The sequence below is a fragment of the Streptomyces sp. NPDC056169 genome (assembly GCF_042268445.1).
Lineage (GTDB): Bacteria > Actinomycetota > Actinomycetes > Streptomycetales > Streptomycetaceae > Streptomyces.
In genome coordinates, this window is record NZ_JBHJUO010000005.1 from 222,329 (window position 1) to 245,216 (window position 22,888).

Sequence of the window (22,888 nt, forward strand, 5' to 3'; positions counted from 1 at the left end):
TTCCGTCGTCACTTCGAGACGTTGACGGCGGCAGGAGCGTCCTCGCCCAGCAGCTTGCCGTCAGAGGTCTCGAACTGCTTCTTGAACTCCGCGATGGCGTCACCGACGGACTGCAGGGTGTCGTCGGACATCTTGCCGCCCTCACGGATGGAGGTCATGAGACCCGAGTGGTTCTGGCGGAGGTACGCCAGGAGCTCGGCCTCGAAGCGACGGATGTCGGCGACCGGGACGTCGTCCATCTTGCCGGTGGTGCCGGCCCAGACGGAGACGACCTGGTTCTCGGTGGGCATCGGCTGGTACTGAGCCTGCTTGAGCAGCTCGACCATGCGCTGTCCACGCTCCAGCTGCGCCTTCGACGCGGCGTCCAGGTCCGAACCGAAGGCGGCGAACGCCTCCAGCTCACGGAACTGGGCCAGGTCCACACGGAGGCGACCGGAGATCTGCTTCATCGCCTTGTGCTGGGCGGAGCCACCGACACGGGAGACCGAGATACCGACGTTCAGGGCCGGGCGCTGGCCGGCGTTGAACAGGTCGGACTCCAGGAAGCACTGGCCGTCGGTGATGGAGATGACGTTGGTCGGGATGAACGCCGACACGTCGTTCGCCTTGGTCTCGACGATCGGGAGACCGGTCATCGAACCGGCACCGAGCTCGTCCGAGAGCTTCGCGCAGCGCTCGAGCAGACGCGAGTGCAGGTAGAAGACGTCACCCGGGTAGGCCTCACGGCCCGGCGGGCGGCGCAGCAGCAGCGACACGGCGCGGTAGGCGTCGGCCTGCTTCGACAGGTCGTCGAAGACGATCAGGACGTGCTTGCCCTGGTACATCCAGTGCTGACCGATGGCGGAACCGGTGTACGGCGCCAGGTACTTGAAGCCGGCCGGGTCGGACGCCGGGGCGGCGACGATCGTCGTGTACTCGAGCGCACCGGCCTCTTCCAGGGCGCCGCGAACGGACGCGATGGTCGAGCCCTTCTGGCCGACGGCGACGTAGATGCAGCGAACCTGCTTGTTCACGTCGCCCGAGCGCCAGTTGTCGCGCTGGTTGATGATCGTGTCGACACACAGAGCGGTCTTGCCGGTCTGACGGTCACCGATGATCAGCTGACGCTGACCACGGCCGACCGGCGTCATGGCGTCGACGGCCTTGTAGCCGGTCTCCATCGGCTCGTGCACCGACTTACGGGCCATAACGCCCGGGGCCTGCAGCTCGAGGGCGCGGCGGCCCTCGGTCGCGATCTCGCCGAGGCCGTCGATCGGGTTGCCGAGCGGGTCGACAACGCGGCCGAGGTAGCCCTCACCGACACCGACGGAGAGGACCTCGCCGGTGCGCTGCACCGACTGCCCCTCCTCGATGCCGCTGAATTCGCCGAGGACGATCGCACCGATCTCGCGCTCTTCGAGGTTCAGCGCGAGGCCGAGGGTGCCGTCCTCGAACTTCAGCAGCTCGTTCGCCATGGCCGAGGGAAGACCCTCGACCTTCGCGATGCCGTCGCCGGCCAGGCTGACCGTGCCGACCTCCTCGCGCGAGGCCGCGTCCGGCTGGTACGACTGGACAAAGTTCTCCAGTGCGTCCCGGATCTCCTCCGGCCGGATCGTGAGCTCCGCCATCTGGGTTCCCTGCTCTCCTTGTTGGGCCCGAAGTTTCTTAAGGGGTCTGGGGGCCGACCCCCAGGAATCTTCTGCAATCTCTGCACGGCCCAACCGGGCCGCTAATGATGCTGTGATGCTTGTTGCTGTGGTGGCCGCAGCCGTCAGCCGGCCAGTCGCCGGGTCGCCTCGCCGAGGCGCTCCGCGATGGTCCCGTTGATGACCTCGTCGCCGACCTGCACCGTGATCCCACCGAGGACCGCCGGGTCCACGTCGAGGTTCAGGTGCATCTCCCGGCCGTACAGCTTGGCCAGAACGGCACCGAGGCGCTGCTTCTGCTGGTCGGACAGCGGCACCGCCGTGGTGACGACGGCGACCATCCGGTTCCGGCGCGCCGCGGCGAGCTTGGAGAGGGACTCGAGTCCCGCTTCCAGGCTACGTCCCCGGGGCTGGGTCACCAGACGGACGACCAGGCGCTCGGTGGTCGCGTGGGCCTTGCCGCCGAGCAGGCTGCGGAGCAGCGCGCCCTTGGCGGTGGCCGTGGCGGCCTTGTCCGTCAGCGCCGAGCGGAGCTCGGGGCTGGAGGACACGATCCGGCCGAACCGGAACAGCTCGTCCTCGACGCCGTCGAGCGCGCCCGCCTTCTGCGCCGCGGTGAGGTCGGCGATGTTCGCCAGCTCCTCCGCCGCGTCGACGAGGTCACGCGAACGCGACCAGCGGTTGCGCACCATGCCCGAGACCAGGTCGACGGCCTCGCCGCCCACCTGACCGCTCAGGAGTCGCTGCGCGAGCTCGGCCTTGGCCTCACCCGACTGAGCGGGGTCGGTCAGGACCCGGCGCAGCGACACCTCGCGGTCGAGGAGCGCGGTGACGGCGGTCAGCTCGTCCGAGAGCTTCGTCGCGTCGACCGGCGTGTTGTCGGTCAGCGCGTCGAGGGACTCGCGGGCGGCGGACAGTGCCTCGCGGCTCGCTCCGTTCATCGGACGGCCTCCGCCTTCTCCTCGAGCTCATCGAGGAAGCGGTCGATCGTCCGGCTCTGGCGGGCGGTGTCCTCGAGGGACTCGCCGACCAGCTTGCCGGCCAGGTCGGTGGCGAGCTTGCCCACGTCCTGACGCAGCGACGCGGACGCGGCCTTGCGGTCGGCCTCGATCTGCGAGTGGCCGGCCGCGATGATCTCCTCGCGCTGGCGCTGGCCTTCCGCCTTCATCTCCTGGATGATCGCGGTGCCCTGCTCCGTCGCCTCCTGGCGAAGACGCGCGGCCTCGTGGCGGGCCTCGGCGAGCTGGGCCTTGTACTGCTCCAGCACGCTCTGGGCCTCGATCTGGGCCGACTCGGCCTTCTCGATGCCGCCCTCGATGGCCTCGCGACGCTCGTCCAGAACCTTGTTGATGTTCGGGAGGAGCTTCTTGGCGAGGAAGCCGAAGACGATGACGAAGGCGATCAGGCCGATGACGAGCTCGTCAAGATGCGGGATCAGAGGAGGCTGGGGCTCCTCCGCCTGCGCAAGAAGAAGCGCGTTCACATCAGTGCCTTCCGTAAAAGAATCGGGCAGTCGGTCCGGCTTACTGGTAGACGAAGCCCATGACGATGCCGATGAGGGCGAGCGCCTCACAGAAGGCGAAGCCCATGATCTGGTTGGTGCGGATCAGGCCGGCAGCCTCGGGCTGGCGGGCGAGAGCCTGCGTACCGTTACCGAAGATGATGCCGACGCCGACGCCGGGGCCGATCGCGGCGAGGCCGTAACCGATCGAGGCGACGTTGCCGACGACGTTGGTCTTGGCGCTGCCACCTTCGGCGGCAAGGTTGATCATGTCGAGAGCAGCGGACATGCCGTTACTTCCTTCTCTTTCAATGACCCGGTGGGGGTTGGCCACCGGACGACTGATGGTTTCGGGGGTGGAGCTACGGGGCCGGAACGGCTCAGTGGTGCTCGGAGAGCGCGCCCTGGATGTAGCTGCAGGCCAGGAGCACGAAGACGTACGCCTGGACGGCCTGGATGAAGAGCTCGAAGGCGGTCATCACGAGGACCATCACGAACGAGGCACCGGCGTAGACGAAGCCCAGGCCGTTCATGAGGTACCAGGTGGCCAGCGAGAACATCACGATCAGCAGGTGCCCGGCGAACATGTTCGCGAACAGTCGCACCGCGTGCGTGAAGGGCCGGATCAGGAGGTTCGAGAAGAACTCGAGGACGACGACCATCGGGAGGATGGCACCGAGGGACTTGTCGTAGCCGACGATGTTCTTCCAGCCGCCCACGAAGCCGTGCTTCTTGAAGGTGAGCGAGATCCACATGACGTACACGATCAGCGCGAGACCGGCCGGGAAGGCGATCAGCGAGGTGACCGGGAACTGGGCGAGCGGAATGATCGACCAGAGGTTCATGATCCAGACGAAGAAGAACAACGACACCATGAAGGGGACGTACTTCTCGCCGTCCTTCTTGCCGATGATCTCGTAGACGATGCCGCGGCGCACGAAGTCGTAACCGGCCTCGCCGACCATCTGCATCTTGCCGGGGATCAGCTTGGGCTTGTTGAAGGCGGCCCAGAAGAACCCGACGACCACGATCGACCCGAGCACGGCGAGCAGCATCGGCTTCGTGATCTCGATGCCGGCCACCGTGGCGATGGGCTCGTACATGAACGTGTGCAGGCCCGGAGCCGGGAAGCCGCATCCACTGAAGATGTGGCAATCCGGGTCGAAGGCAAGCGTCTGGTCAGCACTCACCGCGGGCTCCTTCAGCGTGGCGCATAGGTACGGCAACCTCGTTGTGTCGGCGCGGCACGCAGCCGCGGGTCGGCACTGGACTGGTCTTACGGATAAGGGGGCGGCGGTTCGGCATCGAGCCTCGCGCTGGGACAGGCGTCTCGGATGCCCGCGCCCGCAATGCCGCAGTTGGCACCGGACGATAGCAGGAAGCCGAACGTGGCTTTATCCCGGCCCTACCCTTCACGACTTCGACCCCGTGTTTCCGGGGTCGATGTACGTGATCTTGGCCTTCATGTACGCACGGGCCTGCGCGGCGACCCACACCACGGTCGTCGCGAGCAACGTGAAGGCGAAGGCCTTGAAGTCGAACAGCGTCGTGTTCTTGAGCAAGGCGAGAAAGATGAAGAGCACCAGCAACTGGGCCGTGTAGAGCATCAGCCCCATGGCCTGGAAGAGGTGCGGAAGCGACTTCGCCGTCCGCTGCAGAACCAACTGCCCGATCCCCATGAAGAGGATCACGACCAAAGTGCCGACGACGGCGCCGATCGCCCCCTTGCCACCCGCGAGCACGCCGCTGATGACCGTGGCGACAGCGCCGACGACAGCGGTGGGAACGATGGTGTGCAGAAGGATGCGTGCGTCGTTGGACGGCATGGCGGTGTCTCCGCTTGCTGGAGGGGGCGATGGTGTCGTCATGGACGAGCGTAAGCCCGGTCCGAGGTGGGTCTCGGGGCCAACGGACCGTCGCACTACGGTCTTTCGGCTCTGTCGCCGGGTCTCGTGAACGGTATCACAAACTATTTGATGAGGTCTTTACCCGTAAGGTGTGCCAACTGTCACACATGAGGGTTAGTCCGCGCGTGTGTGCGCGACACGAGGGCGAGTTGTCTGCTATTGGCCGCCGAAGCGGCTTTCGTCAACTCGGTGTTCCGGCCTTCCGCCGATCGGTGAAGCGCCCGCGGTTGCCGATGGCGGTGGACCCGTGGAGCCCCGCGGGCACCGGAACCAGCTCTTCCGTGACGACCGCGTCCTCATCGGCGTCGACGCCGACGCTCGCCGCGGTCTCCAACACCCTTGCCGGCTTGCGGCGTCGGTAGCGCGGCGGCACGACGGCCTGCGCCCAGCGCGGGGCCCGCGGCGTGAACCGCGGCAGCAGGAGCAGCACCAGACCGATCGCGCTGAGCACGGTGATGCCGAGGACGATCCACATCGAGGCCGAGTGGACCGAGTACGCCAGCGTCCCGAAGGCGATCAGCGCCGACCAGAAGTACATGATCAGCACCGCGCGGCTGTGCGAGTGCCCGATCTCCAGGAGCCGGTGGTGCAGGTGCCCGCGGTCGGCCGCGAACGGCGACTGGCCCTTCCACGTACGGCGCACGATCGCGAGGACCAGGTCCGCCATCGGGATCGCGATGATCGTCAGCGGCAGCACCAGCGGGATGAAGACGGGCAGGGCGGCGTGGGTGGCCTCCCGGGTCGAGCCCTCGAAGATCTTCAGCGCGTCCGGGTCGACCTGGCCGGTGATCGAGATCGCCGAGGCGGCCAGGATCAGGCCGATCAGCATCGAGCCCGAGTCGCCCATGAAGATCCGCGCCGGGTGCATGTTGTGCGGCAGGAAGCCCAGGCACATGCCCATGAGGATGGCGGTGAAGAGCGTCGCGGGGGCGGCGGCCTCGATCGTGTAGCCGTACCAGAGCCGGTAGGCGTACAGGAAGAAGGCGGCGGCGGCGATGCAGACCATGCCGGCGGCGAGGCCGTCGAGACCGTCGACGAAGTTGACGGCGTTGATGGTGACCACGACCAGGGCGACCGTGAGGAGCGTGCCCTGGCCCGGGGTCAGGGAGACCACGCCGACGCCGGGGATCGGCAGCCACAGGATCGTCAGACCCTGCGCGACCATCACGCCCGCCGAGATCATCTGCGCGCCCAGCTTGATGAGCGCGTCCAGCTCGAACTTGTCGTCGAGGACGCCGATCAGCCAGATCAGCGCGGCGCCGGAGAGCAGCGCGCGCGGCTCGTTGGACAGTTCGAAGACGCTGCTCAGGTTCTGCAGGTGGTCGGCGACGAGCAAGCCCGTGCACAGCCCGAAGAACATGGCGATGCCACCGAGCCGCGGTGTCGGTTCTCGGTGTACGTCGCGGGCGCGGATCTCCGGCATCGCCCCGGTCGCGATGGCGAACTTCCGCACCGGACCGGTGAGGAGGTAAGTCACCGCGGCCGTGACACAGAGCGTCAGCAGGTAATCACGCACGGGCTGCCCCACAGGAATCGCTGGCCATCTCAGCCCCACACCCTAGCCGTGCCATCCATGTGCTTGGAGACACGCGGGCCCCCCGAACGGTTGCGCTCGGGTCCTACTCAGCGACCATACGGGGGAAAACGCCCGGTCAGAGCACGTACTTCCGCCCTGACGCGGGCGGTCTCGGCCGGATCATCACGCAGCGCGGCGGTGAACAGTGCGGCAATTCTCGCCATCTCCGGGGCGCCCATGCCCTGGGTGGTGACGGCGGCCGTGCCGAGCCGGATGCCCCGCCCCTCCCCGTACGGCAGCGCGCAGGTGTCGAGCACCATGCCGGCGGCGGCGAGACGGGCGCGGGCCGTGCGGCCGTCGATGCCGAGGGGCGCGGGGTCGGCGGTGATGAGGTGGGTGTCGGTCCCGCCGGTGGTGAGCGCGAAGCCCTCGGCGGCGAGCGCGGCGGCGAGGACCTGCGCGTGTTCCACCACCTGATGGGCGTACGTGGCGAACGCCGGAGTGGACGCCTCGCCGAACGCCACCGCCTTGGCCGCGATCGTGTGCATCTGGGCGCCGCCCTGGGTGAACGGGAACACCGCCCGGTCGATCCGGTCCGCGAGCTCGGCACCGCACAGCACCATCCCGCCGCGCGGTCCGCGCAGGACCTTGTGCGTGGTCGCGCAGACGACGTCGGCGTACGGGACGGGGCTGGGGGCCGCTCCCCCGGCGACCAGACCGATGGGATGGGCCGCGTCGGCGATCAGATACGCGCCGACCTCGTCGGCGATCTCGCGGAAGATGCCGTAGTCGAGGTGGCGGGGGTACGAGATGGAGCCGCAGACGATCGCCTTGGGGCGGTGGTGCCGGGCGAGGGCGGCGACCTGCTCGTAGTCGACGAGGCCGGTCTCGGCGTCGACGCCGTACGGGACGAAGTCGAACCAGCGGCCGGAGAAGTTGGCGGGTGACCCGTGCGTGAGGTGCCCGCCGTGCTCCAGGCCCATGGCGAGGACGGTGTCCCCGGGCCTCAGGAGGGCCGCGTAGGCCGCCAGGACGGCCGAGGAGCCGGAGTGCGCCTGGACGTTCGCGTGATCGGCTCCGAAGAGCGCGGTGGCCCGTTCCACGGCGATCCGCTCGGCGGCGTCGGCGTACTCGCAGCCGCCGTGGTGCCGGGCGCCGGGATAGCCCTCGGCGTACTTGTTGGCGAGCGGGGAACCGAGGGCGGCGAGGACGGCGGACGAGGTGAAGTTCTCGGCCGCGATCAGCTGCAGGCTGTCGCTCTGCCGCCGCTCCTCGCCGAGCAGCACGTCGGCGATCTCCGGGTCCTGCCGGCGCAGGACGTCGAGATCCTCATCGGGGGGCGCGGTGACCGGCATGCCACCAATGTAGGCACGCACCCCCGACACCGCGCGCCGGCAGCGCCCGACACGACCGCGGCACCCCGCACGCACTCCGTCAGTCGCGCGCCGAGCCGCACCTCAAGGCCGTCAGACGTCAGTCGCGCGCCGAGACGCCCGTCAGCGCCGTCACCACGGGTTCGAGCGCCTGGTTGATCTCGTCGCCGATCGAGCGGAAGAAGGTGATGGGGGCGCCGTACGGGTCGTTGACCTCGTCCGCGTCCACCGAGGGGGCGAGGAGCCACCCGCGTAGAGCGGCGGCCGCGCGGACCAGGGCTCGGGCGCGTTCGACCATGCCCTCGTCGCGCGGGTCCGGGAGCGTGGCGGGGTCGATCGCGCGGACGAGGCGGGTGAACTCCTTCAGGGTGAAGGTGCGCAGGCCCGCCGAGTGGCCCATCGAGATGACCTGCGCGCGGTGGTCGCGGGTCGCCGTGAGGACCAGGTCCGCGCGGATGACGTGCTCGTCGAGGAGCTCGCGGCCCACGAAGCCGCTGTAGTCCGCGCCGAAGTCGGCGAGGACCAGTTCGGCGTTGGCCTCCATGGGGGCGCCCTCGTGGCCCCAGGTGCCCGCGCTCTCCACGATCAGGCCGCCGCCGAGAGGGTCGCCGAGGCGGTCGCACAGGGCATGGCGGGTCAGCCGCTCGGTGATCGGCGAGCGGCAGACGTTGCCGGTGCTGACGTGGAGGATGCGGAAGGTGCTGCTGTCGTCGAACCCCGCTATGCCACGCCCCTCAGGGGCGGTCAATGTGCCACCTCGAGGTCGGGTACGACCTTCCGGAGCTCCTCCGGGGACAGCGCGCCCTCGCGCAGCAGCACCGGCACTTTGCCCGTGACGTCGACGATGGAGGACGGGACGATGCCGGGCGTCGGGCCGCCGTCGAGGTAGACGGAGACGGAGTCCCCCAGCATCTGCTGGGCCGCGTCGCAGTCCTCCGGGGACGGGTGGCCCGTCAGGTTGGCCGAGGAGACGGCCATCGGGCCGACCTCGGTGAGCAGCTCGATGGCGACCGGGTGCAGCGGCATGCGGATGGCGACGGTGCCCCGGGTGTCGCCGAGGTCCCACTGGAGGGACGGCTGGTGCTTGGCGACGAGGGTCAGCGCACCGGGCCAGAAGGCGTCGACGAGCTCCCAGGCGTGCTCGGAGAAGTCCGTGACCAGGCCGTGGAGGGTGTTCGGGGAGCCGATGAGCACGGGCGTGGGCATGTTGCGGCCCCGGCCCTTGGCGGCCAGCAGGTCCGCGACGGCCTCGCTGCTGAAGGCGTCCGCCCCGATCCCGTACACGGTGTCGGTGGGCAGCACGACCAGCTCGCCCCGACGGACGGCGGACGCGGCCTCGCGCAGACCGGTCACACGATCGGTGGCCTCGTTGCAGTCGTATCGCCGTGCCATCAGTTCCCGGCCTCCTCGTACACGTGCTTGGTCATGGCGGTCATGCCGGTCATGGCATGGCCTTGCGGGCGGTCGCGAAGCGCGGCCGGTTGTTCAGGTCCGGGTGGTCGGCGGCGTCGGCCCAGCCGGCCTCTTCGTTGAAGATCCACGGCACCTGCCCGCCCTGGGTGTCCGCGTGCTCGATGACGACGAGGCCGCCCGGGCGCAGCAGCCGGTGGGCGGTGCGCTCGATGCCGCGGATGGTGTCGAGGCCGTCCTCGCCGGAGAAGAGGGCCATCTCCGGGTCGTGGTCACGGGCCTCGGGTGCCACGTACTCCCACTCGGTGAGCGGGATGTACGGCGGGTTGGAGATGACCAGGTCGACCTGGCCGTCCAGCTCCGGGAGCGCGGTCAGCGCGTTGCCCTGGTGGACGGTGACGCGGGAGCCCTCGGCGTTCTTCCGGGTCCAGACGAGGGCGTCGTCGGAGAGCTCCACCGCGTGCACGCGCGAGCGCGGGACCTCCTGCGCCATGGCGAGGGCGATGGCCCCGGAGCCGGTACAGAGGTCGACGATGAGCGGTTCGACGACGTCCATGGCGCGTACGGCGTCTATGGCCCAGCCGACGACCGACTCGGTCTCGGGGCGGGGCACGAAGACGCCGGGCCCCACCTGGAGCTCCAGGTAGCGGAAGAACGCCCGGCCGGTGATGTGCTGGAGCGGCTCGCGGGCCTCGCGGCGGGCGATCGTCTCCCAGTAGCGGGCGTCGAAGTCCGCGTCCTTGACGTTGTGCAGCTCCCCCCGCTTGACGCCGTGCACGAACGCGGCGAGCTCCTCCGCGTCGAAACGCGGTGAGGGCACGCCGGCGTCGGCCAGCCGCTGGGTGGCCTGGGCCACCTCGGCAAGCAGCAGGTTCACGCTGGTCCTCCGTGGTGCGGGGTGGGGCTTACGGAACTTACGCCGCGGCCAGCTTGGCGGCCGAGTCGGCGTCGACGCACGCCTGGATCATCGGGTCCAGATCGCCGTCGAGCACCTGGTCCAAGTTGTACGCCTTGAAGCCGACGCGGTGGTCCGAGATGCGGTTCTCCGGGAAGTTGTACGTCCGGATCTTCTCGGAGCGGTCGACGGTACGGACCTGGCTGCGACGGGCGTCGGCGGCCTTGGACTCGGCCTCCTCCTGCGCGGCGGCGAGGAGCCGGGAGCGCAGGATGCGCATGGCCTGCTCCTTGTTCTGGAGCTGGCTCTTCTCGTTCTGGCAGGAGGCGACGATGCCGGTCGGCAGGTGGGTGATGCGGACGGCGGAGTCGGTGGTGTTGACCGACTGGCCGCCGGGGCCCGACGAGCGGTAGACGTCGATGCGCAGGTCGTTGGCGACGATCTCGACCTCGACCTCCTCGGCCTCGGGCGTGACGAGCACGCCGGCGGCGGAGGTGTGGATGCGGCCGGCCGACTCGGTGGCGGGGACGCGCTGCACGCGGTGGACGCCGCCCTCGTACTTGAGGCGGGCCCAGACGCCCTGGCCGGGCTCGGTGGCGCCGTTGCCGCCCTTGGTCTTCACGGCGACCTGGACGTCCTTGTAGCCGCCCAGCTCGGACTCGGTGGCGTCGATGATCTCGGTCTTCCAGCCGACGCGCTCGGCGTACCGGAGGTACATGCGGAGCAGGTCGCCGGCGAAGAGGGCGGACTCGTCGCCGCCCGCGCCCGCCTTGATCTCCAGGATGACGTCCTTGTCGTCGCTGGGGTCGCGCGGGACGAGGAGCAGGCGGAGCTTGTCGGTGAGCTCTTCCCGCTGCTTCTCCAGCAGCTTGACCTCGGCGGCGAAGTCGGGGTCGTCGTGTGCGAACTCCCGGGCGGTCTCGATGTCGTCACCGGTCTGCTTCCAGGAGCGGTAGGTGGCGATGATCGGGGTCAGCTCGGCATAGCGCTTGTTCAGCTTGCGCGCGTTCGCCTGATCGGCGTGGACCGAAGGGTCCGCGAGCTTGGTCTCCAGGTCGGCGTGCTCGCCGACCAGTTCCTCGACCGCCTCGAACATCGGGGGCTCCTGGTTTTCGTCAGTTCTACGGGACGGCAAAGCGCCGGTCCCGGCCACCCGCGCGGGGCGACCGTGGACCGGCGCAGGGGCTCGCTACTTGGCGGCAGCAGCCTTGCCGAAGCGGGCCTCGAAGCGGGCCACGCGGCCGCCGGTGTCGAGGATCTTCTGCTTGCCCGTGTAGAACGGGTGGCACTCGGAGCAGACCTCGGCACGGATGGTGCCGTCGGTCAGGGTGCTACGGGTGGTGAACGACGCGCCACAGGTGCAGCTGACCTGGGTCTCGACGTACTGGGGGTGAATCTCGCGCTTCAAGGTGTCTCCTAGTTTCGGGAGGGCTCCGGGTCGCCTCCGCGGATTGCGGAAGACGTGAACCGGGGCCGACGTACCAGTCTGCCAGGACCGGCCGCATCTCCCCAAACCGGGGTCCGGCCGAAAGTATTCCCCCGGCCTGTCACCGACCCTCCCCCGGCCGTCCCCCGGCCGTCCCCCGACCGTCCCCGGCCGTCCCCGGTCGTCGTCGGCTGCCCGGAGGGGCTACTTCACGACGCCGTCGGCCTTGCCCGTGGCGGCGTCCTTCGTCGCCGACGCGGGGATCGGCCTGTCGGTCTTGAGGGCCGTCCAGACCTGCTGGGACTGGGCCTCCAGCGGGACGACGCGGTTGGGGTCGGCGGGGTCGTACTCGACCGGCAGCGTGACCATGTGGACGTTCTGGGGGCTGATGCCGGAGAGGCCCTTGGCGAAGCCCATCAGCTCCTGGACCGAGTCGAGCTCGGAGTCCGGGGTGACGGCCTTGGTGGCCGCGTCGGCGAGGTCGAGGAGCTTCGCCGGGTTGGTGAGGACGCCGACGTCCTTGACCTGGTCGATGAAGGCCTTCATGAAGGCCTGCTGGAGCTGGATGCGGCCGAGGTCACTGCCGTCGCCGACGCTCTTGCGGGTGCGGACGAGGCCGAGGGACTGCTCGCCGTCGAGGGTGTGGGTGCCCGGGGCGAGGTCGAGGTGGCTCTTGGAGTCCCGGATCGGCTGGGTGGTGGTGATCTCCACGCCGCCGAGTTCGTCGATGAGCTTCTTGAAGCCGGTGAAGTCGACCTCGATGTAGTGGTCCATGCGGATGCCGGACATCGCCTCGACGGTCTTGACGGCGCAGGCCGGGCCGCCGACCTCGTACGCCGTGTTGAACATCGCGCGCTGCTCGCCGGGGACGGAGGTGCCCTTCCCGTCGGTGCACCGCGGCCGGTCGACGAGGGTGTCGCGGGGGATGGACACCACGCTGGCCTTCTTGTGGCCCTCGGAGACGTGGACGACCATCGCGGTGTCGGAGCGGGCGCCGCCCTCGTCCTTGCCGTACGTGGCGTTGTCGCCGGAGCGGGAGTCGGAGCCGAGGACGAGGATGTCCATCGAGCCGTTGTCGACGTCGTCGGGGCGCTCGGCGCCGAGCTGGGCGTTGATGTCGACGCCCTTGATGTTGCCGTCGAGCTTGACGTACACGTACCCCAGACCGGCCCCGCCCAGGACGAGGACCGCTGCGGCCCCCGACAGGAGGATCGTGAGGCGGCGTCGGCCCTTCGCGGGCGGCTTGCGGCGGCGGCCGCTTCCCGCGCCGGGTATTCGGCCGCTGTTGTTCTGCTCGGTCATCGTCTTCCCTCAGGCCCTCGGTTCACCATGTGTGACGGCGAAGCACCCAAAAGGGTTGCATGCGGACCTGTGAGGTTTCGCTGAGCAACGCACTGCGCCCACCGTGCGGGGCACGGTGGGCGCAGTGGTTTACGCAGGTCACGACTGGGTTACGAGACCGAAGCCCCGCTCCGGTCGCGCGACCGTCGTGTGACGCAGGTCACATGTCAGTCGTCGTTCTTGCCGCCAGGCGTCGTCTTCTGGATCTGGAGCAGGAACTCGCCGTTCGACTTCGTCTGCTTCATCTTGTCGAGAAGCAGCTCGATCGCCTGCTGCTGGTCGAGCGCGTGCAGCACACGGCGCAGCTTCCAGGTGACGGCGAGCTCGTCGGCGCCGAGCAGGATCTCTTCCTTACGGGTGCCGGACGCGTCGACGTCCACCGCCGGGAAGATGCGCTTGTCGGCGAGCTTCCGGTCGAGCTTGAGCTCCATGTTGCCGGTGCCCTTGAACTCCTCGAAGATCACCTCGTCCATGCGCGAACCGGTGTCGACCAGCGCGGTGGCGAGGATGGTCAGCGAGCCGCCGTCCTCGATGTTGCGCGCGGCACCGAAGAAGCGCTTCGGCGGGTAGAGCGCGGTCGAGTCGACACCACCGGACAGGATGCGGCCGGAGGCCGGCGCCGCGAGGTTGTACGCGCGGCCCAGGCGGGTGATCGAGTCGAGCAGGACGACGACGTCGTGACCCAGCTCCACGAGACGCTTGGCGCGCTCGATGGCCAGCTCGGCGACGGTCGTGTGGTCCTCGGCCGGACGGTCGAAGGTCGAGGAGATGACCTCGCCCTTGACCGACCGCTGCATGTCGGTGACCTCTTCCGGACGCTCGTCGACCAGGACGACCATCAGGTGGCACTCGGGGTTGTTGTGCGTGATCGCGTTGGCGATCGCCTGCATGATCATGGTCTTGCCGGTCTTCGGCGGGGCCACGATCAGACCGCGCTGGCCCTTGCCGATCGGCGACACGAGGTCGATGATCCGCGTGGTCAGCACGCCCGGGTCGGTCTCCAGACGGAGCCGGTCCTGCGGGTAGAGCGGGGTCAGCTTGTTGAACTCCGGGCGGCCGCGGCCGGAGTCGGCGGCCATGCCGTTCGCGGAGTCCAGGCGGACCAGCGCGTTGAACTTCTCGCGGCGCTCGCCGTCCTTCGGCTGACGCACGGCACCGGTGACGTGGTCACCCTTGCGCAGGCCGTTCTTGCGGACCTGGGCGAGGGAGACGTACACGTCGTTCGGGCCGGGCAGGTAGCCGGAGGTCCGGATGAACGCGTAGTTGTCGAGGATGTCGAGGATGCCCGCGACGGGGATCAGGACGTCGTCGTCGGAGACCTGCGGCTCGCCGGCCTGGAAGTCGTCACGGCCACGACGGCCACGACGGTCGCGGTAGCGACCGCGACGGCCACGACGGCCGCCCGCCTCGTCGTCGTAGTCGTCCTGCGGGCCGGCCTGCTGGCCACCCTGCTGACCCTGACCCTGACCCTGGCTCTGGCCCTGACCCTGGCCCTGCTGACCCTGACCCTGGCCGCCCTGGCGCTGACGCTGACCGCCCTGGCCACCGCCCTGCTGCTCGTCGCCCTTGCCGCGCTCGCGCTGACGGTCACGGCGGTCACGGCGCTCGCCGCGCTCCCCGCGCTCGCCGCGGTCACGGCGGCCACGGCCCTCGGCGCCGTCGACGGCACCCTCGACCTTGGCGTCGGCCTGCGCGTCGGTCTTGACCTCGGTACGGGTCTCGGCGCGGGCCTCGGTCTTGACGACCTGGGCGGCCTCGGCCTTGGCCTCGCCCTCCGGCGAACCGGCGGGGGCGGTGGCGCGACGACGACGGCGCTCACCGGCCGGCTGGTCGTCGCTGGCCGGCTGACCCGGGATGTCGATCTGCTGCTGGGCGACGGCCTTCTCGGCCTTCTCGACCTTGGGCGCGGCGGCCTCGGCAGCGGTGTCGCCCGTACGGGCCTTGGAGGTGGCGCGGCGCTTCGGCTTGGTCTCGACGGCCTCGGCGGTCTTGGCGGGGGCGGCGGAACCGCCACCGGCCTGCGCCTCCTTGATGACCTCGATCAGCTGGCTCTTGCGCATCCGCGCAGTGCCCCTGATGCCGAGGCCGGACGCGACCTGCTGCAGCTCGGCCAGGACCATGCCGTCGAGGCCGGTGCCGGAGCGGCGGCGCCGTGCGGTGCCGCCGGTGGCAGCACCTGCGGCGGGCGCGGCGGTGTCGACACTGTTGTCGGCAGTCACGCCCATCAGATCGGTGGTGTCGCTCACGAAGGGTCCTTCCCTGGAGCGGACGTCGGCCATCTGGCTCGGCGACCGGTTGTGCTGTCCGGCAGGGTCCTGGCTTGTGGACCGTGTCCGGGGCGGTGGTCCCGCCGGGTACGGCGGAGAGAGAAACGTGCTGTGGGTCCGGCCCGAGCGCCCCCTGCTCGGCCCTCACTGCGAAAGAGCGAGGGGTGTCGTGCCGGTTCCGGAGCGTGCTCGAAACTGCTCAGGCAGGCTGCTCAGGCAGTTGGGGAGGCTCCCGGAAGAATCGGTGGTCCCTGATGGGGACACTCAGCACCGCGCCACAAAGGCGCCGGGTGCTGACTTGAGGTTAACACTACCGGCTCCGACAAACATTCCCCCTCTCCCTCACCGGCAATCTCGTGTCCGGAGCAGTGCGGGGACGCTGCCCGGCGCCCCCGCGCCGCCGTGCCCCTAGGGCGCCAGCGGCAGCACGCTCGCTCCGGACGCGTCGAGGTCGAGCCGGTTCGCGGCCCAGCCCTCGCCCGCCAGTCGGGCGACCTTGTCGGCCGTCCCGTGTTCGGCCAGCGCGAGCACCGTGGGGCCCGCGCCGGAGATGACCGCGGGGACGCCGTCCGCGCGCAGTCGGTTCACAAGGGCGATGCTCTCCGGCATCGCGGGGGCCCGGTACTCCTGGTGCAGCCGGTCCTCGGTGGCCGAGAGCAGCAGCTCGGGGCGACGGGTCAGGGCCTCGACGAGGAGGGCGGCGCGCCCGGCGTTGGCCGCGGCGTCCACGTGCGGGACGGTGCGGGGCAGAAGTCCGCGGGCGGTCTCGGTCAGTACCGCCTTCCCGGGGACGAAAACCACCGGAACGATGGAATCCGAGGGATCCATCCTGATCGCCCGCGCGGCGCCGGACTCGGTCCAGGCGAGCGTGAAGCCGCCGAGCAGACAGGCGGCGACGTTGTCGGGGTGCCCCTCGATCTCGGTGGCCAGTTCGAGCAGGGCCGCCTCGTCGAGCTTGGCGTCCCCGCCTATGGTCACGGCGCGGGCGGCGACGATGCCGGCGCAGATGGCGGCGGAGGAGGAGCCGAGGCCGCGGCCGTGCGGGATGCGGTTGGCGCAGACGACCTCAAGGCCGCGCGGCTGTCCGCCGAGCAGGTCGAAGGCCGTGCGCAGGGAACGTACGAGCAGGTGGCTCTCGTCGCGCGGAAGGGTCTCCGCACCCTCGCCGGCGATGTCGACGTGCAGCCCCGAGTCGGCTACCCGGACGACGACGTCGTCGTAGAGGCCCAGCGACAGGCCGAAGGCATCGAAGCCCGGGCCGAGATTGGCGCTGGTGGCGGGGACGCGCACCCGTACGGCGGCGGCGCGGAACGCTGGACCGGCCATCGCTCGATGACTCTCCTTGATTGCGACAACAGGTGGTTCACACAACAGGCTTGGCTTGAGAGGTACTCGGGGACCCGGGGGCCGTTTCGGCCACGAAGGCGACAACGGCAACAACACCGCGCATATGCGTCGGGGCGGGTTCGGTACAGCCTATCGAAGGAAGGTTCTGTGGCGACATAGGGCGCACAGGAGGCGCACGATGCGTGTCGCGGGCCAACCTGTGCGCCTATGTACGTTCCTGATCGGGTTTCGATCAGCGCTTCACCCCGCGCGAGGGGCGGGGTGAAGCGGTGGGATCAGGCCAGGCCGAGACGCTCGGCGGCGGCCGCGGCGTCGACGGGGACGGTGACGGGCTGCGGCGCGCCGGCCACGGCCCAGTCGGGGTCCTTCAGGCCGTTGCCCGTGACGGTGCAGACGATCGTCTGGCCCGGGTCGACCTTGCCCTGCTCGGCGGCCTTCAGGAGACCGGCGACCGAGGCGGCCGACGCGGGCTCGACGAAGACGCCCTCCTGGGCGGCCAACAGGCGGTAGGCGCGCAGGATCTCACGGTCCGTCACCTCGTCGATGAAGCCGCCCGACTCGTCGCGCGCGGCGATCGCGTAGTCCCACGAGGCCGGGTTGCCGATGCGGATCGCGGTGGCGATCGTCGACGGGTCCTTGACGATCTCGCCGCGCACGAGCGGCGCGGAACCGGAGGCCTGGAAGCCCCACATGCGCGGCCGGTGGGTGGACATGGCGTCGGCGGCGTACTCGGTGTACCCCTTCCAGTACGCCGTGATGTTGCCGGCGTTGCCCACGGGCAGGACGTGGATGTCGGGGGCGTCGCCCAGCATGTCCACGATCTCGAACGCGGCGGTCTTCTGGCCCTCGATGCGCACCGGGTTGACCGAATTGACCAGCGCCACCGGGTAGTTCTCGGAGAGGCTGCGGGCCAGCGTCAGGCAGTCGTCGAAGTTGCCGTCGACCTGGAGGATCTTCGCGCCGTGGATGAGCGCCTGGCCCATCTTGCCGAGCGCGATCTTGCCCTGGGGCACGAGGACGGCCGACACCATGCCGGCCCGTACCGCGTAGGCGGCGGCCGAGGCGGAGGTGTTGCCGGTGGACGCGCAGATGACGGCCTGCGCGCCCTCCTCCTTGGCCTTGGTGATGGCCATGGTCATGCCCCGGTCCTTGAAGGAGCCGGTGGGGTTGGCGCCCTCGACCTTGAGGTGCACCTCGCAGCCCGTGCGCTCGGAGAGGACCTGAGCGGGGACGAGCGGCGTGCCGCCCTCACGGAGCGTGACGACGGGCGTCGTGTCCGTGACCGGAAGGCGGTCCCGGTACTCCTCGATGATGCCGCGCCACTGGTGGGTGCCCTTGCTGGTCATGGGTCCTTTACTCCCCTTCAACACGCATGATGCTGGCGACACCGCGTACGGTGTCGAGCTTGCGCAGCGCCTCGACGGTCCCGGAGAGGGCGGCGTCGGGCGCGCGGTGGGTGACGACGACGAGAGAGGCCTCGCCGTCTCCGTCCTGTCGACCGTGCTGGCGCACCGTATCGATGGATACGCCGTGCTCGGCGAAGACCGTCGCGACCTGGGCGAGGACGCCCGGCTTGTCGGCCACGTCGAGGCTGATGTGGTACCGCGTCACCACGTCGCCCATGGGGCTCACGGGCAGCTGGGTGTACGCGGACTCGCCGGGGCCGTTGGCCTCGTTGATCTTGTTGCGGCACACGGCGACGAGGTCGCCGAGGACGGCCGAGGCCGTCGGGGCGCCGCCGGCGCCGGGGCCGTAGAACATGAGCTGCCCGGCGGCGTCGGCCTCGACGAAGACGGCGTTGTACGCCTCGCGGACGGAGGCGAGCGGGTGGCTCAGCGGGATCATCGCGGGGTGCACGCGCGCGGTGACGGACTCGCCGTCGGCGGCCCGCTCGCAGATCGCGAGCAGCTTGATGGTGCAGCCCATCTGCTTCGCCGAGGCGAAGTCGGCGGCGGTGACCTCGGTCATGCCCTCGCGGTAGACGTCGTCGAGGCGCACGCGCGTGTGGAAGGCGATCCCGGCGAGGATGGCGGCCTTGGCGGCGGCGTCGAAGCCCTCGACGTCGGCGGTCGGGTCGGCCTCGGCGTACCCGAGGGCGGTGGCCTCGTCGAGCGCCTCGGAGTATCCGGCGCCGGAGTTGTCCATCTTGTCGAGGATGAAGTTCGTCGTGCCGTTGACGATGCCCATCACGCGGTTGATCTTGTCGCCGGCGAGGGACTCGCGGAGCGGCCGGATCAACGGGATGGCGCCGGCGACGGCGGCCTCGTAGTACAGGTCCTGGCCGTGCTGCTGGGCGGCGGCGTAGAGCGTCGCGCCGTCCTGCGCGAGGAGCGCCTTGTTCGCGGAGACCACGGAGGCGCCGTGCTCGAAGGCGGTGGTGATGAGGGTGCGGGCCGGCTCGATCCCGCCGATGACCTCGACGACGACGTCGATGTCGCCCCGTTTGACGAGGGCGGTCGCGTCGGTGGTGATCAGCTCGGCCGGGACGCCGCCGCGGACCTTGTCCGGGCGGCGGACGGCCACGCCGGCGAGCTCGACCGGGGCGCCGATGCGCGCGGCGAGGTCGTCGGCGTGCGTCGTCATGATGCGCGCCACCTCTGAGCCGACCACTCCACAGCCCAGCAGCGCCACCTTCAGCGGACGCGTACGCATCATCCGACCTCTTTCTCGTACTTCTGCTTCGTATTTCTACGTTCGTATTTCTACGGTGGGACCAGTCTCACTCACCGGACGGGGGTTTCCGCCCCCTGTCCGGATCCTGAGACATCTATTTCATCACTCGGTTATGACTCGACTATTTCATCACCCGACGTCGAGGCGCAGGAGATCTTCCTCCGTCTCGCGCCGGACGATCACCCGCGCCTCGCCGTCACGGACGGCGACGACGGGCGGCCGGAGGGCGTGGTTGTAGTTGCTGGCCATGGAGCGGCAGTACGCGCCGGTGGCGGGCACCGCGATGAGGTCGCCGGGGGCCAGGTCGGCGGGGAGGAAGGCGTCCCGTACGACGATGTCACCGCTCTCGCAGTGCTTGCCGACGACGCGGGAGAGCATCGGCTCGGCGTCGCTGGTCCGCGAGACGAGGCTGACGCTGTACTCGGCGTCGTACAGGGCGGTGCGGATGTTGTCCGACATGCCGCCGTCGACGCTCACGTACGTCCGCAGCCCTTCGAGGGGCTTGACGGTGCCGACCTGGTAGAGCGTGAAGGCGGTCGGCCCGACGATGGCGCGCCCCGGCTCGACGGAGATGCGGGGCGTGGCGAGACCGGCGGCCTCGCACTCCCGCGTCACGATCTCGCCGAGCGCCTTGGCGATCTCGTGCGGCTCGCGCGGGTCGTCGTCGGAGGTGTACGCGATGCCGAGGCCGCCGCCGAGGTCGATCTCGGGCAGCTCGATCCCGTGCTCGTCCCGCACCTCGGCGAGCAGCTGCACGACGCGGCGGGCGGACACCTCGAAGCCGGCCATGTCGAAGATCTGCGACCCGATGTGCGAGTGGATCCCGATGAGCTCGAGCCCGTCGAGCTTCAGCGCGCGGCGCACGGCCTCGGCGGCCTGTCCGCCGGCGAGCGCGATGCCGAACTTCTGGTCCTCGTGCGCGGTGGCGATGAACTCGTGCGTGTGGGCCTCGACGCCGACGGTGACGCGGATCTGCACGCGCTGCCGCTTGCCCAGCGACTGGGCGATGTGCGCGACCCGGACGATCTCCTGGAAGGAGTCGAGCACGATCCGTCCGACGCCGGCCTCGACGGCCGTGCGGATCTCGTCCTCGCTCTTGTTGTTGCCGTGGAAGGCGATGCGCTCGGCGGGCATGCCGGCGGACAGCGCGGTGGTCAGCTCGCCCCCCGAACACACGTCGAGATTCAGCCCCTCCTCCTTCAGCCACCGCACGATGGCCCGGGAGAGGAACGCCTTACCGGCGTAGAACACGTCGGCGTCCTTGCCGAAGGCCTCGGCCCAGGCGCGGCAGCGGGCGCGGAAGTCGGTCTCGTCGAGGAAGTAGGCGGGCGTGCCGAACTCCTCGGCGAGCGCGTCGACACCGATCCCGCCGACGGTGGCGACCCCCCGCTCGTCCCTCGCGACGGTCCGGGCCCACACCTTCGGGTCGAGGACGTTGAGGTCGGCGGGCGGCGCGGAGTAGTGCCCCTCGGTGAGGACGTCTGCGTGGCGGGGGCCTGCGGGGTGGGCGGAACGGCTCATGTCTGCTCTTCTGCTCTTTCAGATCCGGTCGGGTGCGCTGATGCCGAGCACGGAGAGGCCACCGGCGAGCACCGTCCCGGCGGCTTCGGCGAGCGCCAGCCGGGAGCGGTGGGCGGCCGAGGGTTTCTCGTCGCCGAGCGGCAGGACGGTGTGCTGGAACGCGAGCAGCGCGTCGGCGGCGGCTTCCAGGTGCCGGGCGAGCCGGTCGGGGGCGCGGTGGCGGGCGGCGGCGAGGAGGACGACGGGATGGTCGCCGAGGACGGAGAGAAGCTCAGGTCCTCCGGGAGCGTCAACGGGAACCTCGGCCACGGGACTGACACCGAGCTGCTCCCCGTTGACGAGCAGCCTCCGCACCCGGGAGTACGCGTATCGGACCCGGAAGAGGGAGTTGCGCTCGTGCTGGGCGAGGAAGGGCGTCCCGTCGAGGGGCCGGTCGTGCGGCGCGGCCCGCAGGAGGGCCCATCGAGCGGCGTCGCGCCCGAGCCTGTCCTCTTCGTACGTCCCGGGCTGCACGTACACCCGCTCACTGCCGCCGCCCCCGGCCTCGGCCCCCTGGGAACGCAGCAGGCGCACCACGACGTCGGTCACGAGAACGGCCCGCGACTCCGTCACCTCGGCGAAGCGGACGGTGGTGCCGGAGAGGGAGGTGCCGTGCCCGTACACGAGCCCCTCACGGAGAACCGTCCGGACGAGATCACTCCCCGCATCGCTCCGGAGGGTGAAGTTCAGAAACCCGGGCCCGGTGATCTCGACACCGCTGAGCCCGGGTGCGTCACGGAGGCGTTCCTCGATGATGCCGGCGACCTCGCGGGCGCTGCGTCCGGCGGACCTGGCAAGGGTGAGGGCGACGTTGCTGGCGTACTCCCCGGCGCCGCCGGGCCGGGCCCGCTCGACCTTGACCCGCGGGGGCACCTCGACCCGCAGCGCACCGTCGTCGACCGCACGGCGCACGGCGTGCAGCACGGTGAGGGAGAGGTCCGCGGGGGTCACGGGGCAAGCCTAGGGGAGGAGGGGGGTACGAGCGCGAACCGGTTTCGCCATGCGGGCACCCGGCCCGTCCCGCTCGCTCCTCACAGAGCGCCGGGCGCACTCCCGGCGCGCCGGGATTCCTCTCGGATTTCGTCCCGCCCCTCCCCTGCGGGCGGCTCCTCTCCCCCGTCCTGCCCGGTGGCCTCCCGACGCTCCCGGCGCTCGTGGTGCATCAACTGACGCACGACACGGACGAGCTCGGAGGGCTCGAAAGGCTTGGCAAGAAAGGCGTCGACACCGGCACCGCCCCCACCGGCCACGTCGTGCTCGCCGCAGGCACTGATGATCGCCACCGGCAGATGTCTGGTCCGCGGATCGGCCCGCAGCCGCTCGGCCGTCTTGATCCCGTCCAAGCGGGGCATGACGACATCCAGGGTGACGACATCAGGACAGACCTGATGTACGACATCCAGACACTCGGCACCATCGGCCGCGGTCACGACCTCGAACCCCTCGAGTTCGAGATTGACCCTGATCAACTGCCGGATCACCTTGTTGTCGTCGACAACGAGCACCCGACCGGACACGCCTGACACACGAATGAGAGTAGGACGCCCCGAGGGGCTGCGTCCGGGTTTTGCCCACTTCCGACCCGTGCGAGGGACCCAGCCCCTGGTGACACCACGGAAATACCTGTTCACAGGCACGCCCAACGAGCTGGTAGTGTTCAACCCGTCGCCGCCGAACGCGGCGGACGCCCCCGTAGCTCAGGGGATAGAGCAACGGCCTCCGGAGCCGTGTGCGCAGGTTCGAATCCTGCCGGGGGCACTTCGCAAGAAGTGCCACACAGACCCTGTCCACAGCGGAAACGCTGAGGACGGGGTCTTGTTGTATGTGCGGGCGCACGCCGCGCTGAGCAGCCGCATGTCACGCCCGCGTTGAGCCACGCGGGGAGCGCGGAGTGCCGGAGGCCGTAGGGGCGCCGGGCGAACGGTGAGGCGACAACGGCCGACTGCGCGGCCTACGGACGCATCACCCAGCCGGCCGTGCGAGGCTCGCTCCTAGACCCCCTAGCCCCCCTGCGGCGCAACGCCTCAAGGTGCCCTCGCCCGCATCC

Annotated in this window: 21 protein-coding genes and 1 tRNA gene; 1 reads left to right on the forward strand and 21 read right to left on the reverse strand. The window is 70.0% G+C overall.

What is annotated here, in order from left to right; all coding sequences use genetic code 11:
- Positions 1 to 8: 8 nt before the first annotated feature.
- The 21 genes from atpA to ACFC0G_RS10070 all read right to left on the reverse strand — a co-directional run bounded on the left by atpA (position 9) and on the right by ACFC0G_RS10070 (position 22,367).
- On the reverse strand, positions 9 to 1,607 hold the full coding sequence (gene atpA, locus ACFC0G_RS09970; protein WP_376400029.1) for a F0F1 ATP synthase subunit alpha: 1,599 nt from the start codon (positions 1,605 to 1,607) through the stop codon (positions 9 to 11).
- Positions 1,608 to 1,750: 143 nt separating this feature from the next.
- On the reverse strand, positions 1,751 to 2,566 hold the full coding sequence (locus ACFC0G_RS09975) for a F0F1 ATP synthase subunit delta (protein WP_376400032.1): 816 nt from the start codon (positions 2,564 to 2,566) through the stop codon (positions 1,751 to 1,753).
- On the reverse strand, positions 2,563 to 3,108 hold the full coding sequence (locus ACFC0G_RS09980) for a F0F1 ATP synthase subunit B (RefSeq protein ID WP_024761914.1): 546 nt from the start codon (positions 3,106 to 3,108) through the stop codon (positions 2,563 to 2,565). Before ACFC0G_RS09980 ends, ACFC0G_RS09975 begins: the two co-directional genes overlap by 4 nt.
- A 40-nt stretch (positions 3,109 to 3,148) precedes the next feature.
- Entirely contained in the window at positions 3,149 to 3,415 is a 267-nt protein-coding gene (gene atpE, locus ACFC0G_RS09985) for an ATP synthase F0 subunit C (RefSeq protein ID WP_024761915.1), read from the reverse strand.
- 91 nt (positions 3,416 to 3,506) lie between these two features.
- The gene (gene atpB, locus ACFC0G_RS09990; protein ID WP_055641315.1) at positions 3,507 to 4,316 is read right to left on the reverse strand and encodes a F0F1 ATP synthase subunit A; all 810 of its coding nucleotides are present in this window, start codon (positions 4,314 to 4,316) and stop codon (positions 3,507 to 3,509) included.
- A 222-nt stretch (positions 4,317 to 4,538) separates the two neighbouring features.
- The gene (locus ACFC0G_RS09995) at positions 4,539 to 4,952 is read right to left on the reverse strand and encodes a hypothetical protein (RefSeq protein ID WP_024761917.1); all 414 of its coding nucleotides are present in this window, start codon (positions 4,950 to 4,952) and stop codon (positions 4,539 to 4,541) included.
- Positions 4,953 to 5,214: 262 nt separating this feature from the next.
- Complete coding sequence (locus ACFC0G_RS10000; protein WP_376400038.1) at positions 5,215 to 6,549, reverse strand: MraY family glycosyltransferase; 1,335 nt, start codon at positions 6,547 to 6,549, stop codon at positions 5,215 to 5,217.
- Between the two features lie 107 nt (positions 6,550 to 6,656).
- Positions 6,657 to 7,904, reverse strand: coding sequence for a serine hydroxymethyltransferase (gene glyA / locus ACFC0G_RS10005; RefSeq protein ID WP_376400041.1), 1,248 nt, complete (start codon positions 7,902 to 7,904; stop codon positions 6,657 to 6,659).
- Between the two features lie 118 nt (positions 7,905 to 8,022).
- Entirely contained in the window at positions 8,023 to 8,670 is a 648-nt protein-coding gene (locus ACFC0G_RS10010) for a protein-tyrosine-phosphatase (protein ID WP_376400044.1), read from the reverse strand.
- Complete coding sequence (locus ACFC0G_RS10015; protein ID WP_024761921.1) at positions 8,667 to 9,314, reverse strand: L-threonylcarbamoyladenylate synthase; 648 nt, start codon at positions 9,312 to 9,314, stop codon at positions 8,667 to 8,669. Before ACFC0G_RS10015 ends, ACFC0G_RS10010 begins: the two co-directional genes overlap by 4 nt.
- A gap of 49 nt (positions 9,315 to 9,363) precedes the next feature.
- Positions 9,364 to 10,209, reverse strand: a complete 846-nt coding sequence (gene prmC / locus ACFC0G_RS10020) for a peptide chain release factor N(5)-glutamine methyltransferase (RefSeq protein ID WP_024761922.1) — start codon at positions 10,207 to 10,209, stop codon at positions 9,364 to 9,366.
- 37 nt (positions 10,210 to 10,246) lie between these two features.
- Positions 10,247 to 11,323, reverse strand: coding sequence for a peptide chain release factor 1 (gene prfA, locus ACFC0G_RS10025; protein WP_376400048.1), 1,077 nt, complete (start codon positions 11,321 to 11,323; stop codon positions 10,247 to 10,249).
- Positions 11,324 to 11,416: 93 nt separating this feature from the next.
- Complete coding sequence (rpmE, locus tag ACFC0G_RS10030; protein ID WP_376400051.1) at positions 11,417 to 11,635, reverse strand: 50S ribosomal protein L31; 219 nt, start codon at positions 11,633 to 11,635, stop codon at positions 11,417 to 11,419.
- 222 nt (positions 11,636 to 11,857) lie between these two features.
- Positions 11,858 to 12,955: an LCP family protein gene (locus ACFC0G_RS10035; RefSeq protein WP_376400054.1), complete on the reverse strand. Its 1,098-nt coding sequence runs from the start codon at positions 12,953 to 12,955 to the stop codon at positions 11,858 to 11,860.
- Positions 12,956 to 13,161: 206 nt separating this feature from the next.
- Entirely contained in the window at positions 13,162 to 15,240 is a 2,079-nt protein-coding gene (gene rho, locus ACFC0G_RS10040) for a transcription termination factor Rho (protein ID WP_376400057.1), read from the reverse strand.
- A 429-nt stretch (positions 15,241 to 15,669) separates the two neighbouring features.
- Positions 15,670 to 16,587 carry a homoserine kinase gene (gene thrB, locus ACFC0G_RS10045; RefSeq protein WP_376400060.1) on the reverse strand — a complete coding sequence of 306 codons (918 nt, stop codon included), beginning with the start codon at positions 16,585 to 16,587 and terminating at the stop codon, positions 15,670 to 15,672.
- A 296-nt stretch (positions 16,588 to 16,883) separates the two neighbouring features.
- Complete coding sequence (gene thrC, locus ACFC0G_RS10050; protein ID WP_376400063.1) at positions 16,884 to 17,954, reverse strand: threonine synthase; 1,071 nt, start codon at positions 17,952 to 17,954, stop codon at positions 16,884 to 16,886.
- Between the two features lie 7 nt (positions 17,955 to 17,961).
- Positions 17,962 to 19,260 (reverse strand): homoserine dehydrogenase, encoded by a 1,299-nt coding sequence (locus tag ACFC0G_RS10055; RefSeq protein ID WP_376400510.1) that lies wholly within the window; start codon positions 19,258 to 19,260, stop codon positions 17,962 to 17,964.
- Positions 19,261 to 19,410: 150 nt separating this feature from the next.
- Positions 19,411 to 20,802: a diaminopimelate decarboxylase gene (lysA, locus tag ACFC0G_RS10060; RefSeq protein ID WP_376400066.1), complete on the reverse strand. Its 1,392-nt coding sequence runs from the start codon at positions 20,800 to 20,802 to the stop codon at positions 19,411 to 19,413.
- Positions 20,803 to 20,820: 18 nt separating this feature from the next.
- Positions 20,821 to 21,792: an ArgS-related anticodon-binding protein NrtL gene (gene nrtL, locus ACFC0G_RS10065; RefSeq protein ID WP_376400069.1), complete on the reverse strand. Its 972-nt coding sequence runs from the start codon at positions 21,790 to 21,792 to the stop codon at positions 20,821 to 20,823.
- Positions 21,793 to 21,872: 80 nt separating this feature from the next.
- On the reverse strand, positions 21,873 to 22,367 hold the full coding sequence (locus ACFC0G_RS10070) for a response regulator (protein WP_376400072.1): 495 nt from the start codon (positions 22,365 to 22,367) through the stop codon (positions 21,873 to 21,875).
- Between the two features lie 160 nt (positions 22,368 to 22,527).
- Between ACFC0G_RS10070 and ACFC0G_RS10075 the strand changes: the two genes are divergently transcribed.
- Positions 22,528 to 22,599, forward strand: a tRNA-Arg gene (locus ACFC0G_RS10075).
- The last annotated feature ends 289 nt before the right edge of the window (positions 22,600 to 22,888 follow it).